General features: G+C 69.2%; 11 protein-coding genes and 2 pseudogenes. 7 read left to right on the forward strand and 6 right to left on the reverse strand.

The features are described 5' to 3' along the window. The first annotated feature begins 94 nt into the window (after positions 1-94). Positions 95-1,246, forward strand: coding sequence for a sensor histidine kinase (locus Acor_RS41025; protein ID WP_155342160.1), 1,152 nt, complete (start codon positions 95-97; stop codon positions 1,244-1,246). Between the two features lie 74 nt (positions 1,247-1,320). Here Acor_RS41025 and Acor_RS41030 read toward each other — a convergent pair whose 3' ends face one another. Further along, entirely contained in the window at positions 1,321-2,691 is a 1,371-nt protein-coding gene (locus Acor_RS41030; RefSeq protein ID WP_155342161.1) for a cystathionine beta-synthase, read from the reverse strand. A gap of 129 nt (positions 2,692-2,820) precedes the next feature. Between Acor_RS41030 and Acor_RS41035 the strand changes: the two genes are divergently transcribed. From Acor_RS41035 to Acor_RS41045, 3 genes are all read left to right on the forward strand, one after another. Next, entirely contained in the window at positions 2,821-3,801 is a 981-nt protein-coding gene (locus Acor_RS41035) for an SGNH/GDSL hydrolase family protein (protein WP_246239836.1), read from the forward strand. Positions 3,802-3,848: 47 nt separating this feature from the next. Further along, positions 3,849-5,204 carry an outer membrane protein assembly factor BamB family protein gene (locus Acor_RS41040; RefSeq protein ID WP_155342163.1) on the forward strand — a complete coding sequence of 452 codons (1,356 nt, stop codon included), beginning with the start codon at positions 3,849-3,851 and terminating at the stop codon, positions 5,202-5,204. Positions 5,205-5,322: 118 nt separating this feature from the next. After that, complete coding sequence (locus Acor_RS41045; protein ID WP_155342164.1) at positions 5,323-6,543, forward strand: acetyl-CoA C-acetyltransferase; 1,221 nt, start codon at positions 5,323-5,325, stop codon at positions 6,541-6,543. Here Acor_RS41045 and Acor_RS41050 read toward each other — a convergent pair. The 4 genes from Acor_RS41050 to Acor_RS41065 all read right to left on the reverse strand — a co-directional run bounded on the left by Acor_RS41050 (position 6,540) and on the right by Acor_RS41065 (position 8,818). After that, complete coding sequence (locus Acor_RS41050) at positions 6,540-6,953, reverse strand: PPOX class F420-dependent oxidoreductase (RefSeq protein ID WP_155342165.1); 414 nt, start codon at positions 6,951-6,953, stop codon at positions 6,540-6,542. The genes Acor_RS41045 and Acor_RS41050 overlap by 4 nt on opposite strands. A gap of 70 nt (positions 6,954-7,023) precedes the next feature. Beyond that, positions 7,024-7,251: a DUF4287 domain-containing protein gene (locus Acor_RS41055; RefSeq protein WP_155342170.1), complete on the reverse strand. Its 228-nt coding sequence runs from the start codon at positions 7,249-7,251 to the stop codon at positions 7,024-7,026. 191 nt (positions 7,252-7,442) lie between these two features. Further along, entirely contained in the window at positions 7,443-8,231 is a 789-nt protein-coding gene (locus tag Acor_RS41060) for a Bax inhibitor-1/YccA family protein (protein ID WP_155342166.1), read from the reverse strand. Between the two features lie 134 nt (positions 8,232-8,365). Next, on the reverse strand, positions 8,366-8,818 hold the full coding sequence (locus Acor_RS41065) for a MarR family winged helix-turn-helix transcriptional regulator (protein WP_155342167.1): 453 nt from the start codon (positions 8,816-8,818) through the stop codon (positions 8,366-8,368). An 83-nt stretch (positions 8,819-8,901) separates the two neighbouring features. Between Acor_RS41065 and Acor_RS46605 the strand changes: the two are divergent. The 3 genes and pseudogenes from Acor_RS46605 to Acor_RS41080 form a co-directional block, all read left to right on the forward strand. Further along, a pseudogene (locus Acor_RS46605) lies at positions 8,902-9,552 on the forward strand (NmrA/HSCARG family protein); the annotation flags it as partial. A gap of 248 nt (positions 9,553-9,800) precedes the next feature. Beyond that, complete coding sequence (locus Acor_RS41075; protein WP_155342168.1) at positions 9,801-10,439, forward strand: PadR family transcriptional regulator; 639 nt, start codon at positions 9,801-9,803, stop codon at positions 10,437-10,439. A 155-nt stretch (positions 10,440-10,594) separates the two neighbouring features. Continuing rightward, entirely contained in the window at positions 10,595-11,785 is a 1,191-nt protein-coding gene (locus tag Acor_RS41080; RefSeq protein ID WP_155342169.1) for an FAD-dependent oxidoreductase, read from the forward strand. 277 nt (positions 11,786-12,062) lie between these two features. On the opposite strand, the pseudogene Acor_RS42730 reads toward Acor_RS41080, so the two are convergent. Further along, positions 12,063-12,606 (reverse strand): annotated as a pseudogene (locus tag Acor_RS42730) (hypothetical protein); the annotation flags it as partial.

Consider the following 12,606-nt stretch of genomic DNA (forward strand, 5'->3'; position numbering starts at 1 on the left):
GGGTGGGAGGGCCACTGCAAGCGCGGGATCGTTTTGCGGGGTCGGCCGAAAGGCTGATGTGGAATGTCGGTGGGGGGTTCTAGGCTCGGCGACCGTGGGTGAGGGTTTCGTCAACTGGATACAGCGCCTCGGTGAGTTCGTCCTGCTGGGGCTGCTCGGGCTGTTCCTGCTGCTCGAAGTCAGTTTCGCGGCGGCGAACGATGGGCCGCTGATCTTTCTGATCGCCATCGGTGGTCTGAGCGGGCTGGTGGCCCTGGTGTCGCGGCGGCAGTTCCGGGTCGGCTCGATGGTGGCGCTGGTCGGTGTGTCGCTGGTGCTGACGGCCACGGCCGTCCCGCTGGAACCGGTCCGGCTGCCGGGGATGGTCGAGGCCGCGTCGCTGATGCTGCTCACCGTCAACGTGCTGCGCTGGGTCCGGCCGCTGAGCCGGGCCGTCCTGCTCGCCGTGGCCGCCATGATCGCCATGCAGCTGGCCGCGGCGCTGCGGGTGGGTAGCTTCCCCGGCGTGGTGTTCGAGTTCCTCTTCTTCGTCGGCTGGGCGCTGGCCGCGGTGATCGGGGCCTACCAGCGGTTCCAGCAGAATCGGCGGGAGGCTGCCGTGGAGGCGGTCCGCCGGTCCGAGCGGCTGGATCTGGCCCGCGAGCTGCACGACCTGGTGGCCCATCACATCACCGGCATCGTGGTCCAGGCGCAGGCCGCCAGAACGGTCGGCGAGCAGCGGCCGGAGGCGGTGTTACCCGCGCTGGACGCCATCGCGACCGCCGGCGGTGAGGCGCTGACCTCGATGCGCCGCCTGGTGGGCGTGCTGCGCGCCGACGACGCGGCCTCGCGCAGCCCCGGGGTCGCCCTCGCCGACCTGCGCACCCTGGTGGAGCGTTTCGCCGAGCAGGGCCCGCCCGCGAGTTTCGACATCGGGCACGGCGTCAGCGACCTGGCGCTCCCGCCGGAGGTGATGACGACGCTGCACCGGGTCCTGCAAGAGTCGCTCACCAACGTCCGCCGGCACGCGCCTGCCGCGGCCTGGGTGGAGGCCGCGCTGACCGCGCCCACCGACCTGGTCAGGCTCCGGGTCCGCAACGTCGGCTCTCCCGGCGACCCCCGGCTGATCCGGCTGGGCGGCGGGTTCGGCCTGGTGGGCATGGTGGAGCGGGTCCAGGCGCTGGGCGGCAGGCTGACCGCGGGGCCGACCCGGGAGAACGGCTGGGAAGTCGTCGCCGAATTCCCAGCCGTCACCGGTTCGCGTTAACGGCCGGCGTCGGTGGCTGGCGTCAGTGGTCGGCGTCAGTGCTCGGCGTCAGTGCTCGGCGTCAGTGGCTGGCGTCAGTGGCTGGCGAGGAAGGCGAGTAGGTCCTGGCGGGTGAGCAGGCCCACCGGCTTGCCGTCGTCGAGGACCACGGCGGCGTCGGCCTTCTCCAGGGCCTCGACCGCGCGCGCGACCGGTTCGCCCGAGCCGATCATGGGCAGCGGCGCCGACATGTGGTCCCCGAGCGGGTCCTCGGCGCGGACCCGGCCCCGGTAGAGCCCGTCCAGCAGGTCGCGTTCGACGATCGAGCCGACCACCTCGGCCGCCATCACCGGGGGCTCCTCCTTCATGACGGGGAGCTGCGAGACGCTGTACTCGCGCATGATCGCGATAGCCGTACCGACCGATTCGTGCGGGTGGACGTGGACGAACTCCGGCAGGCCGCCGGTCTTGCGGCTGAGCACGTCGCCGACCCGGCCCTCGTCGTCGGCGGTGGACAGGAAGCCGTAGTCGGCCATCCACTCGTCGTTAAAGATCTTGGACAGGTAGCCGCGCCCGCTGTCCGGCAGCAGCACCACCACGATGTCGTCGGGCCCGGCCTGCTCGGCCACCCGCAGCGCCGCCACCACGGCCATCCCGCACGAACCGCCGACCAGCAGCGCCTCCTCGCGGGCCAGCCGCCGGGTCATCCCGAACGAGTCCTTGTCCGAGACGGCGATGATCTCGTCGCAGATGGTGGTGTCGTAGGTGGCCGGCCAGATGTCCTCGCCGACCCCTTCCACCAGGTACGGCCGCCCGGATCCGCCCGAGTACACCGAGCCCTCCGGGTCGGCCCCGATGACCTTGACCCGGCCGCCGGAGACCTCCTTCAGGAACCGACCGGTGCCGCTGATGGTCCCGCCGGTGCCGACGCCCGCGACGAAGTGGGTGATCCGCCCGTCGGTCTGCTCCCAGAGCTCGGGGCCGGTCGAATGGTAGTGACTGAGCGGGTTCTGCGGGTTGGAGTACTGGTCCGGCTTCCACGCGTTCGGCACATCCCGGGCCAGCCGATCCGACACGGAATAGTACGAATCCGGGTGGTCCGGCGACACCGCGGTCGGGCAGACCACGACCTCCGCGCCGTACGCCCGGAGCACCGCGATCTTGTCCTGGGCGACCTTGTCGGGGCAGACGAACAGGCACTTGTAGCCCCGCTCCTGCGCCACGATGGCCAGCCCGACCCCGGTGTTGCCCGAGGTCGGCTCGACGATCGTGCCGCCGGGCACCAGCGCGCCGCTCTTCTCGGCCGCCTCGATCATCCGGAGCGCGATGCGGTCCTTCACCGAACCGCCGGGGTTGAAGTACTCCACCTTGGCCAGCACCTGGGCGCGAGCGCCCGCCGACACCTTGCGCAGCCGCACGAGCGGGGTGTTGCCCATCAGCTCGATCAGCGAATCGTGTACGCGCACCGCGAGAACCACCTTTGTACCGAAGCGTTTTTTGCCGAAGCTTTGTCAGCCTGCCAGGAGCCGGGGTCCCGAGGGGGTGGTGGGGACTCGGCTAGTTTCAATCTCACACCGTATATGGGGGAGGCTGGTGTGATCTGGACTCCGGGGGCGGTCAGAGCCGCCCGTCGTATCGCGACCGCGGCGGTGGTCGGCGGTGGCGGCCTGACCGCGCTCGGCGCCGCCGCCTACGGACTGCTCTTCGCCGAAGCCGTGCTGGCCCGGCGCATCGTCGGCCTGCCGCACGGCCTGGACGCGCCACCCTCCGACGGCCTGTACGGCGCCGACTTCCCCGGTCAGCCTATCCGCCTGGCCATGTTGGGTGATTCCACCTCGGTCGGCCTGGGCACCACCACCCCCGCGCACACCCCGGGCGTGAACATCGCCAACGGCCTGGCCAACGTGGCGGAACGCCCGGTACGGCTCACCGTGGCCGGCCAGTCCGGCGCCACCTCCGCCGACCTGGCCGTCCAGGTCGACCGGGCGCTGTCGGCCCACCCGGAGGTCGCGGTCATCTTCGTCGGGGCCAACGACGTGACCACCCAGACGCCGCCGGCGCAAGCCGTACGCCACCTGCAGAAGGCGGTGCGGCGGTTACGGGAGGCGGGCTGCGAGGTCGTGGTCGGGACCTGTCCGGATCTGGGGACGGTCCGGCCGATCGCCCAGCCGCTGCGCTGGGTCACCCGGCGGTGGAGCCGTCAGCTGGCCGCCGCGCAGACCGTGGCGGTGGTCGAGGCGGGCGGTCGGACGGTGGCCTTCGCCGACCTGCTCGGGCCGGAATTCATGACATACCCGGCAGAGATGTTCGGACCGGATCGATTCCATCCATCTGACCGAGGCTACCTACAGGCCGCTTACACGGTGCTACCGTCTGTATGCGCCGCGTTGGGGTTGTGGCCAGAACCGGAACCCGAGCGCGTCGAAGGCTCGCAATACCTTCTGGCGGCAATGGCCGTGGAGGAACCCGGCACCGAGGTCACGGCGACCCGCGTCGCCGGCCGAGCGGTCGGCCCCCACGGACGGTGGGCGATCCTGCTCCGCCGGAGACAGGGGACGACGCCCGGCAACGCCTAGGCCCGGTTACCCTCCGCGTCCGGACCGTCACCCCCTGGAGGAGTGAAATGATCCGGCCCAGTGCCCCCAACGCCCTCGCGCTCGCCCTGCTGGCCAACGGAGCACTGGTCGCGTGCTCCGGCAGCGACGCGGCCACCTCCAATTTCCCGGCCTGGCAGAACACCCAGGTGAACGCGGTCAGCCGGGTGACGACCGGGGCGGGGGTGGCGGCGACCACCTCGATGCGCCCGGACGGCACGCTGGAAACGGTGGCGGTGGACCTGGCCAGCGGCAAGAAGCTGTGGGCCTACCCGGCCACGATGGCCGGGCGGCTGCCCGGGATGGGCGTGCAGACGCCCGCGACGGTGGAGACCGGCGGGGGCGGCGCGGTGGTGGCGGCCGTCGATCCGGTGGCGAAGGAGGGGCGCTGGCACGCGACGCTGTCCGTGCGGGACGCCAGGACCGGGGCGCAGAAGTGGACCAGGCCCATCCATTCGACCTTCGGGCCGCAGCGGTGCGGGCCCTATCTGTGCCTGTCGGAGCACACGGCGCTGGCGGGGGCGCGGATGGTGGTGCTCGACCCGCGGACCGGCAAGCTGATGTGGCGGCTGCCCGGAATCGCCGAGGTCGAGTGGTCGGACCAGAACCGGGTGGTGGTGCTCCGGCTGGCGGCCAATCCGGTGCTGGAGGCGTACGAGCTGACGACCGGCAAGGCGGAGTGGCAGCTGCCGATCGAGCAGGCGCTGGGTGAGGGCATCGACCTGTCCGGCGGGTGGGCGTTCGGGTCCACCGGGGACAAGCTGGTGGGATATGTCGCGCCTTATACGAATCAGCGGAGCAAGAAGACGTCCACGTTCGGGCTGTTCTCGGTGCGGCTGTCGGACGGCATGGTGGACTGGATGCGTCCGTCCGTCGTGCGGGTGTATCCGAGCGGCAATCCGGCGTACGCGCCGGTGGTGCGGCCGGTCGACCAGCAGGGGCAGTACGGGGGATTCGCCCGGTTGGACGGGGAGAGCGGGCGGGTGCTCGGGCAGATCACCGCGACCCAGGTGCCCGGGTCCGGGTGGTGGCTGGCGTTCCCCAGGAAGATGGACAAACTCGGCTTCCTCAAGCACGACACCCCGAGTTCGGCGTTCGACCTGGCCAGTGGCCAGCGGGCCGAGGTGAAGGGTCTCAAGGGGTGGTCGTTCTGTGTCACCGATCCGCAGCCGCTGAAGCTGGCCGGGGACGCGACGCCGGGGTTCTACTCGGTCGCGGCGCTGTGCGAGTTCGATCTGGCCACCGGGAAGCGGGTCGCGACCGCCGAGGCGCCGCCGTCGTGGTTCACCGGCAGTCAGGGCGGCTGGCGACTGTGGCGGGACGAGAAGGGCGCGCTGCACGCGGTCAAGGACGGCACCGCGTCGGCGCCCGGGATGTACGGGTGACCAGTTCCGGGGGGTTCGGCCGGGGTAACCGTACAAAGTTCTGGCCCGGGTGTGGCTTCTTCTGTACCAGGCGGTAACCTCCGAGAGGAGCCAGCCGTTCAACCCCAGGAGAGCCAAGATGCCCGAGGCAGTCATCGTCGCGACCGCGCGCTCGCCGATCGGCCGCGCCTTCAAGGGGTCGCTGAAGGACATCCGTCCTGACGACCTGACCGTACAGATGATCCAGGCCGCGCTGTCCAAGGTCCCGGAGCTGGACCCCAGCCAGATCGACGACATCATGGTGGGCTGCGGCCAGCCGGGCGGCGAGCAGGGCTTCAACATCGCCCGGGTGGTCTCCGTGCTGCTCGGCCTGGACGGCGTGCCCGGCACGACCGTGAACCGGTATTGCTCCTCCTCGCTGCAGACCACCCGGATGGCCTTCCACGCGATCAAGGCGGGAGAGGGCGACATCTTCGTCTCCGCCGGGGTCGAGTGCGTGTCCCGGTTCACGAAGGGCGCGGCCGACACGCTGCCCGGCACCACCAACGACATCTTCCTGGACGCCAAGGGCCGCACCGACGCGTCCGCCGCGGGCGGCGCCGGTGTGTGGCGGGACCCGCGCCAGGACGGCCACCTGCCCGACGTCTACATCGCGATGGGCCAGACCGCAGAGAACGTGGCCTCGCTCCGGTCGGTCTCCCGCCAGGAGCAGGACGAGTTCGGCGTACGCTCGCAGAACCTGGCCGAGAAGGCGCTGGCCAACGGGTTCTGGGAGCGCGACATCACCCCGGCGACGCTGCCCGACGGCACCGTGGTCAGCAAGGACGACGGCCCGCGGGCGGGCACCACGTACGAGGCGGTGTCCCAGCTGAAGCCGGTGTTCCGCCCCGACGGCACGGTCACCGCCGGCAACTGCTGCCCGCTCAACGACGGCGCCGCCGCCGTGGTCGTGATGAGCGACCTCAAGGCCGCCGAACTCGGCCTCACCCCGCTGGCCCGGATCGTCTCCACCGGCGTGACCGGCCTGTCCCCCGAGATCATGGGCCTCGGCCCGGTCGAGGCCTCCCGGCAGGCGCTCGCCCGGGCCGGCATGGCCATCGGCGACATCGACCTGGTCGAGATCAACGAGGCGTTCGCGGCCCAGGTCATCCCGTCCTACCAGGAGCTCGGCATCGACCTGGACCGGCTGAACGTCAACGGCGGCGCGATCGCGGTCGGGCACCCGTTCGGCATGACCGGGGCGCGCATCACCTCGACGCTGATCAACAGCCTGCAGTTCCATGACAAGGCGATCGGCCTGGAGACGATGTGCGTGGGCGGCGGTCAGGGCATGGCGATGATCATCGAGCGGCTCGGCTAGCCCTGGAAGTCGGGACCGGCCTTCTCGATCCGTACCCGGATGAGGACACGCCGGTCCCGGACCATGGCTGCGCGGTAGTCGTCCCAGTCGGGGTGTTCGCCGCTGATCCCCCGGTAGTACTCGACCAGGGGTTCCAGCGCGTCCGGCAGCGCGAGGACGTCGGCCGTACCCTCGATCTGCACCCACTGGCCGTAGAAGGCATCACTCATCACCGTCAGGAACACTTGCGGATTTTTCCGGATATTTCGTGTCTTGACGGCTGTCTCGCGGCTGCTGATCACCACGTGGCCCTCCTCATCGACGCCGACCGAAATCGGGGACATCTGCGGGCGGCCTTCGGCGTGCCACGTCATCAGGACGGCACGGTGGTTGTGGGCGCGGATGAAATCGAGTGCCTTGGCTGGATCCATACACCCATGATGCTTCAACGATCATGCGCCCGCACCGTTGGCACGGCACGGGCGCGGGGTGCGAGCTGGCTTAGAAGAAGTGGCCGCGGCGCCGGCGCTCGTGCTCCAGCACGATGGCGGCAGCGTAGCCGTGGGTCAGCCCGTGCTCGTCCGCGAGCCAGTTGGCACGTTCGTCGCAGCGCAGGAAAGCCGGGCCGTTGTCGATGGCTTGAAACCACTCTGGGAGTTCGCGACCGGTGATGGATGGAACACGCGCGATCAGCTTTGTCTGTGTCTCCGGTGAGTGGTTCAACGACATGGGCACCTCCACGGATAAGGCTCCTTTTGGTTGACACTGCCTCACTCATCGGGGCTTGACAAGACCCCATTGGGCATCCATTAGTTACGAGATGTTGATCATTCGTTGCCCTGGGTGTCTCTTGACCAGAAAACAAGACGCCCCCCGGTGATCCGGGAGGCGCCCGTTCTGGTACGGCTGAGCAGGGACGATCAGTCGTCGCCGCTGAAGTAGCTCAGCAGCCGCAGGACCTCCAGGTAGATCCAGACGAGGCTGAGCGCGAGGCCGAAAGCCATCAGCCAGGAGAACTTCTCCGGCACCCCGGCCCGCACGCCCTCGTTGATCTGGTCGAAGTCGAGCAGCAGGAAGAAGCAGCCCAGCAGGATCATCGCGACACTGAACACGATCGCCAGCGGACCGCCGGACCGCAGGCCGAGCCCGCCGTCGACGAAGAAGCTGGCGATGAAGTTCACCAGGATCAGACCGAGGGCCGCGAACGCCGCCCCGATCACGAACTTGGTGAACTTGGGGGTCGGCCGGAAGATCTTCAACGAGTACACCGCGAGGGTGCCGAGGAAGGCCATCATGGTGCCGAGCACGGCCTGCAGCACGATCCCGGGGAACCGCGCCTCGAAGTAGTTGCTGATCACCCCGAGGAAGACGCCCTCGAAGGCCGCGTAGCCCAGGACCAGCGCCGGATTCGGCCGCTGCGTGAAGGAAACGATCAGCCCGAGCACCAGCGCCACCAGCGCGGCCCCGATCCCGATCCCGATCCCCCAGTCCAGGTACCACGACGTGCCGGCGGTGGCGAGGATCACCCCGAGGACGATGAAGCCCTTCATGACGACGTCGTCCATCGTCATGGTCCGCGTCGCGGGTGGCGCATACGACGGCGCGTTGTACATCTCGTTCAACTGCTGAGGGCTCGGCGCGGGTCCCGACCAGCCCTGCTGGCCGACGCCCCCCCGCCGACTGAATATCGGGTTCCTGCTCTCCACCATTCCTCCACGATGCGGACTACATGATCAGCGTATTGCCATGCTCCCTTGTGAACGAGACTCCCGCAAGAGCAGCCACTACACCACACGGCCCAACGAGCCAACCCCCGCCCGAGTTCCCGTGATCCACATTCCCGTCACGCGCGCTCCGGACACGCCTGGTCCGGCTGGGTGTCGGCGCTGGTCAGGAAGGCCATGAGCAGCATGCCGAGCTGATCGCGCTGCTCGGCCGTCAGCCCGCTGAAGATCTCCGCGCTGATCGTGCGCTGTAGTTCCTCGATCCGTTGGAGCTGAGCGGTCCCCGCCTCGGTCAGGCCGAGCCGGAAGGCGCGCCGGTCCGCCGGGTCGGCATGCCGGGCGACCAGGCCGTCGGCCTCCAGCGCGTCGACCAGCGGCGTGATCGCCCGTCCGGACACCCCCAGCCGGTCGGCGAGATCCCGCATCCGCACATTCGGTACGGCGGCCAGGCTGACCAGCAGACGGACGCGGGCGGCCGACAGCCCGTGCTCGCTGAACCGCGCCTGCCCGCGCCGCGAGAACGCGCGCCACGCGCCCCCGAGCAGTTCTCCCAGCTCGGTCGGAGTTGACATGGGTTCTCCCGGGAGGCAGATAATAGCGAACTAGGTAAGTATCAAGTAGTTCGGTTTATACGCTATCTCAAACGGGGGCAACGATGGCCGACCAACGGGTGATCCTGGTCACGGGCGCGACCGGCAACCAGGGCGGCGCGGTGGTGGACGCCCTGCTGGCCGAGCCCGGCCGATGGCAGGTACGGGCGCTGACCCGCGATCCCGACAGCACGGCGGCCCAGCGGCTACGCTCCCGCGGCGTACGGATCTTCGGCGGCGACATGGCGGATGCGGCGTCCCTGCGGCCCGCCCTCGACGGTGTCCACGGCGTCTTCAGCGTGCAGAACTCCCGTACCGCCGGGCTCAAGGGAGAGGTCACCCAGGGCGTCACCGTCATCGACGCCGCGCTGTCGGCGGGGGTCAGGCACTTCGTCTACGCCTCCGTCGGCGGCGCGGAACGTGTCCGCGGCATCCCCCATTTCGACACGAAGTGGCAGATCGAACAGCATCTGCGCGGCACCGGCTTACCGGCCACCGTGCTACGCCCGAGCACTTTCATGGACGTGTTCACCATGCGCGGAGCCGGCATCGGCCTGGGCATGATGGCCGCCGTCCTCAACTCCGACAAGTCCCTGCAGATGATCGCGGTCCGCGACATCGGCGTGTTCGCCCGCCTGGCCTTCGACCACCCGGAAACCTTCACGGGCCAGGCCCTCGAACTGGCCGGCGACGAACTCACCATCCCGCAGATCGCCGCCGCCCTGCGCGACTCCGGCCGCCCCGCCCGCTACCGCCGCTTTCCCCGGCCACTCCTGCGCCTGATGGGCGCGAGGCCCGAATGCTCTACTGGTTCGGCGACTCCGGCTACCAGGCGGACATCCCCGCCCTGCGCCTCCACCACCCCGGACTCCGCACCCTGCCCGACTGGCTCCAGCTGTAGCACTTGTTTTTCGCTACTCGTGCGCATATACTCGCCTACAAGTAATCGTGGACGGGGATGGCGATGGCAAAGCAGCGCAAGGTCAGCAACCTGCTGGCGCTCGCCGTGCTGTCCACCCTCGCCCAGGGCCCCATGCATCCCTACGAGATCGCCAACGCACTGCGCGCCTGGGGCAAGGACCAGGACATGGAGATCAAGTGGGGATCTCTCTACACAGTCGTCCGCAATATGGACAAACACGGCCTGATTGCGGCCGTGGAGAGTGTCCGTGAAGGCCGCCGGCCCGAGCGCACCATCTATCGCATCACCGACGCCGGTCGCGCGGAGATGGTCGATTGGGCGCGCGAGCTGGTCTCGGCCCCCATGCGGGAGCATCCGCGCTTCCGCGCCGGCCTGTCGGTGCTCAGCGTCCTTCACCCGGACGAGGCCACCGCTCTGCTGCGGCAGCGGCTGGACCTGCTGGAAGACAACATCACGGCCGCACGCGACGCGCTCACGGACTACACCCGGACCATCCCGCGGCTGTTCCTGGTCGAGTCGGAATACGACCTGGCCATGCAGGAGGCGGAAGCGGCCTGGATCCGCTCGCTGCTCACCGAACTCACCTCGGGCACCTACCCGGGGCTGGACACGTGGCGGACCTTCCACGAAACCGGCGAGATACCGGCGGAGCTGGCGGAAAGGACCCGCACCACGGAGTAAACGACGGCCCCGGCGCGGTGCGTCAACACCACGCCAGGGCCTGTTCCTCGAACCACACCTGGGAAGGCGCTCGGCCCGAGGCGGCAACCACGAGAATAGCCTGGCTCCCTCCCCGGTCGGTTCGGCACGCAACCGATCACCCCGGGAGAACGACCATGACTGAGGTAAAGACCGCGATCGTCGTCGGCGGCGGCATCGCCGGCCCCGTGGCCGCACTGGCGCTGCGAAAGGCGGGCATCGCGGCCACCGTGTACGAGACGTACCCAATAACCGCCGATGGCGTCGGCGGCACCCTCGCCCTCGCCCCGAACGGCGTCGCGGTGCTGCGCACCCTCGGCGCCGACGAGGCCGTGACCGCGACCGCGACGCCGATCCCGCGGATGTCCATGACCGTCGGGGGCAGACACCTCGACATGCCCGGCCTCGCCGACGTGCCGCCGCTGCAAGTGGTGCACCGCCGCGATCTCCACCACGCCCTGCACGACCGGGCCGTCGCCGGCGGCGTGACCATGGAGTACGGCAAGCGACTGGTCGACGTGCACGAGACCGGCGAAGGCATCACCGCGAGGTTCGCCGACGGCAGCACCGCCAGCGCTGACGTGCTGATCGGAGCCGACGGCATCCACTCGACCGTACGCCGCCTGATCGACCCTGACGCGACCGGCCCGCGCTACACCGGGCTACTCGGCTTCGAGGCGGTCGCGCGCCACGACGTGGACGCCGAGCCCGGCACGATGACCTTCGCCTTCGGCAAGGGCGGCTACTACCTCTACTGGCCGGAGCCCGGCGGCGGCACCCGATGGGGCGTCAACCTGCCGCAGGAGCGGCCGATGAGCCTCACCGAGGCCCGCGCGGTGCCCTCATCCGAATGGCTGCGGACGCTGCGCGCCGCCTACGCCGACGATCACCCCGGCCGCGACCTGATGCTGACCAGCGACGCCGACGAACTCCAGGTGGTCGGATCGTTGCACATCATGCCGCGGGTCAGGCACTGGCATCGCGGCCGCATGGTGCTGGTCGGCGACTCGGCGCACGCGCCCTCCAACAGTTCTGGCCAGGGCGCGTCGCTGGCCATCGAGAGCGCGGTGCAACTGGCCCGCTGCCTGCGCGACCTGCCCGACATCCCGGCGGCGTACTCCTCCTTCGAGCGGCTGCGGCGCGGACGGGTGGAGAAGGTCGCCGCCCGCGCGGCGCGGATCAACCAGGCCAAGGCGCCGGGCGCGGTGACCAGAGCGCTGATGCCGCTGCTGATGCCCCTCATGATGAAGACCGTCATGAACCCGGAGAAGACGATCGGCCCCGAGCAGCGCTACATGATCGACTGGGACGCCCCGGTGCTCGCCTGACCCCTGCTATCTCAACCTTGCGGAGCCCGTGCAATCCGTTCTTGCGCGTCAAGGGTGACCTGGGCGTGGCCGAGCCAGGTATCGACGCGTCTTAGCTGAATTTCCAGGAGCTTGTCCTGTTGGACCAGAGCCTGTATTTGATCGTCGATATTCTCTATATCGGCTTTCTCGGTGGTACCGGCCAGCTTCGTGTATAACTCGGTGCTCTGCTGGGCGACCTCTTGGCGAAGGTCCGTTACCGACTTGGCGTGCAGCTCAAGATCTTTTATTAGTTGTTTCAGTTCCTCTCTTCTGTCTGTGCCGTCCAGATCGGTAATTGAATTGAGTCGTGCCTCAAGTTCCTTGCTCCGCTGCTCCAGTTGCTCTTGTGTGACGGGAGCGGCTCCAGAGGATGTGCCGCTGTCGTTTCCTTGTGCGATGGCGGGGGGAGGCGTTTGGGGCTCTGGGCGATGATTGCGACGGAAACGGCGATGGCGACCGCGCCGAGTCCGACGAACAGGAAGGTACGGCGCAGGGTCGGCCTGCGGGTGGTGCGCGCGGAGCCACTGGGTTTTTCGCGGGGAAGAGCGGTGGACGGGGTGCTCTCGTCGGGCGGGGGCACCGGAGTGGCGGGGACATCTCCTAGCTGAGGGATCCGAGGGGAGATATCAGCCCTGGCGTGGGTCAGTAGCGCACCCTGATGTTCGGCACCGGACTGGTTGAGCTGAGTGAGGATCTGGTCGAGCGTGGGCCGGTCGGCAGGGATCTTGGCGAGACAGGAGGCGACCAGCTCGCTCAGCCCGTACTGGTCGGGGACCAGGCTGAGGTCGGGTTGTTCGGTC

This window comes from Acrocarpospora corrugata (genome assembly GCF_009687845.1).
In the GTDB taxonomy this organism is placed as follows: Bacteria; Actinomycetota; Actinomycetes; order Streptosporangiales; family Streptosporangiaceae; genus Acrocarpospora; species Acrocarpospora corrugata.

Excerpts from the sequence above, each read along its gene's own strand:
- Acor_RS41040 (WP_155342163.1), top strand. The coding sequence starts at position 3,849 with ATGATCCGGCCCAGTGCCCCCAACGCCCTCGCGCTCGCCCTGCTGGCC.
- Acor_RS41045 (WP_155342164.1), top strand. The coding sequence starts at position 5,323 with ATGCCCGAGGCAGTCATCGTCGCGACCGCGCGCTCGCCGATCGGCCGC.
- Acor_RS41050 (WP_155342165.1), bottom strand. The coding sequence starts at position 6,953 with ATGGATCCAGCCAAGGCACTCGATTTCATCCGCGCCCACAACCACCGT.
- Acor_RS41055 (WP_155342170.1), bottom strand. The coding sequence starts at position 7,251 with ATGTCGTTGAACCACTCACCGGAGACACAGACAAAGCTGATCGCGCGT.
- Acor_RS41060 (WP_155342166.1), bottom strand. The coding sequence starts at position 8,231 with ATGGTGGAGAGCAGGAACCCGATATTCAGTCGGCGGGGGGGCGTCGGC.
- Acor_RS41065 (WP_155342167.1), bottom strand. The coding sequence starts at position 8,818 with ATGTCAACTCCGACCGAGCTGGGAGAACTGCTCGGGGGCGCGTGGCGC.
- Acor_RS41075 (WP_155342168.1), top strand. The coding sequence starts at position 9,801 with ATGGCAAAGCAGCGCAAGGTCAGCAACCTGCTGGCGCTCGCCGTGCTG.
- Acor_RS41080 (WP_155342169.1), top strand. The coding sequence starts at position 10,595 with ATGACTGAGGTAAAGACCGCGATCGTCGTCGGCGGCGGCATCGCCGGC.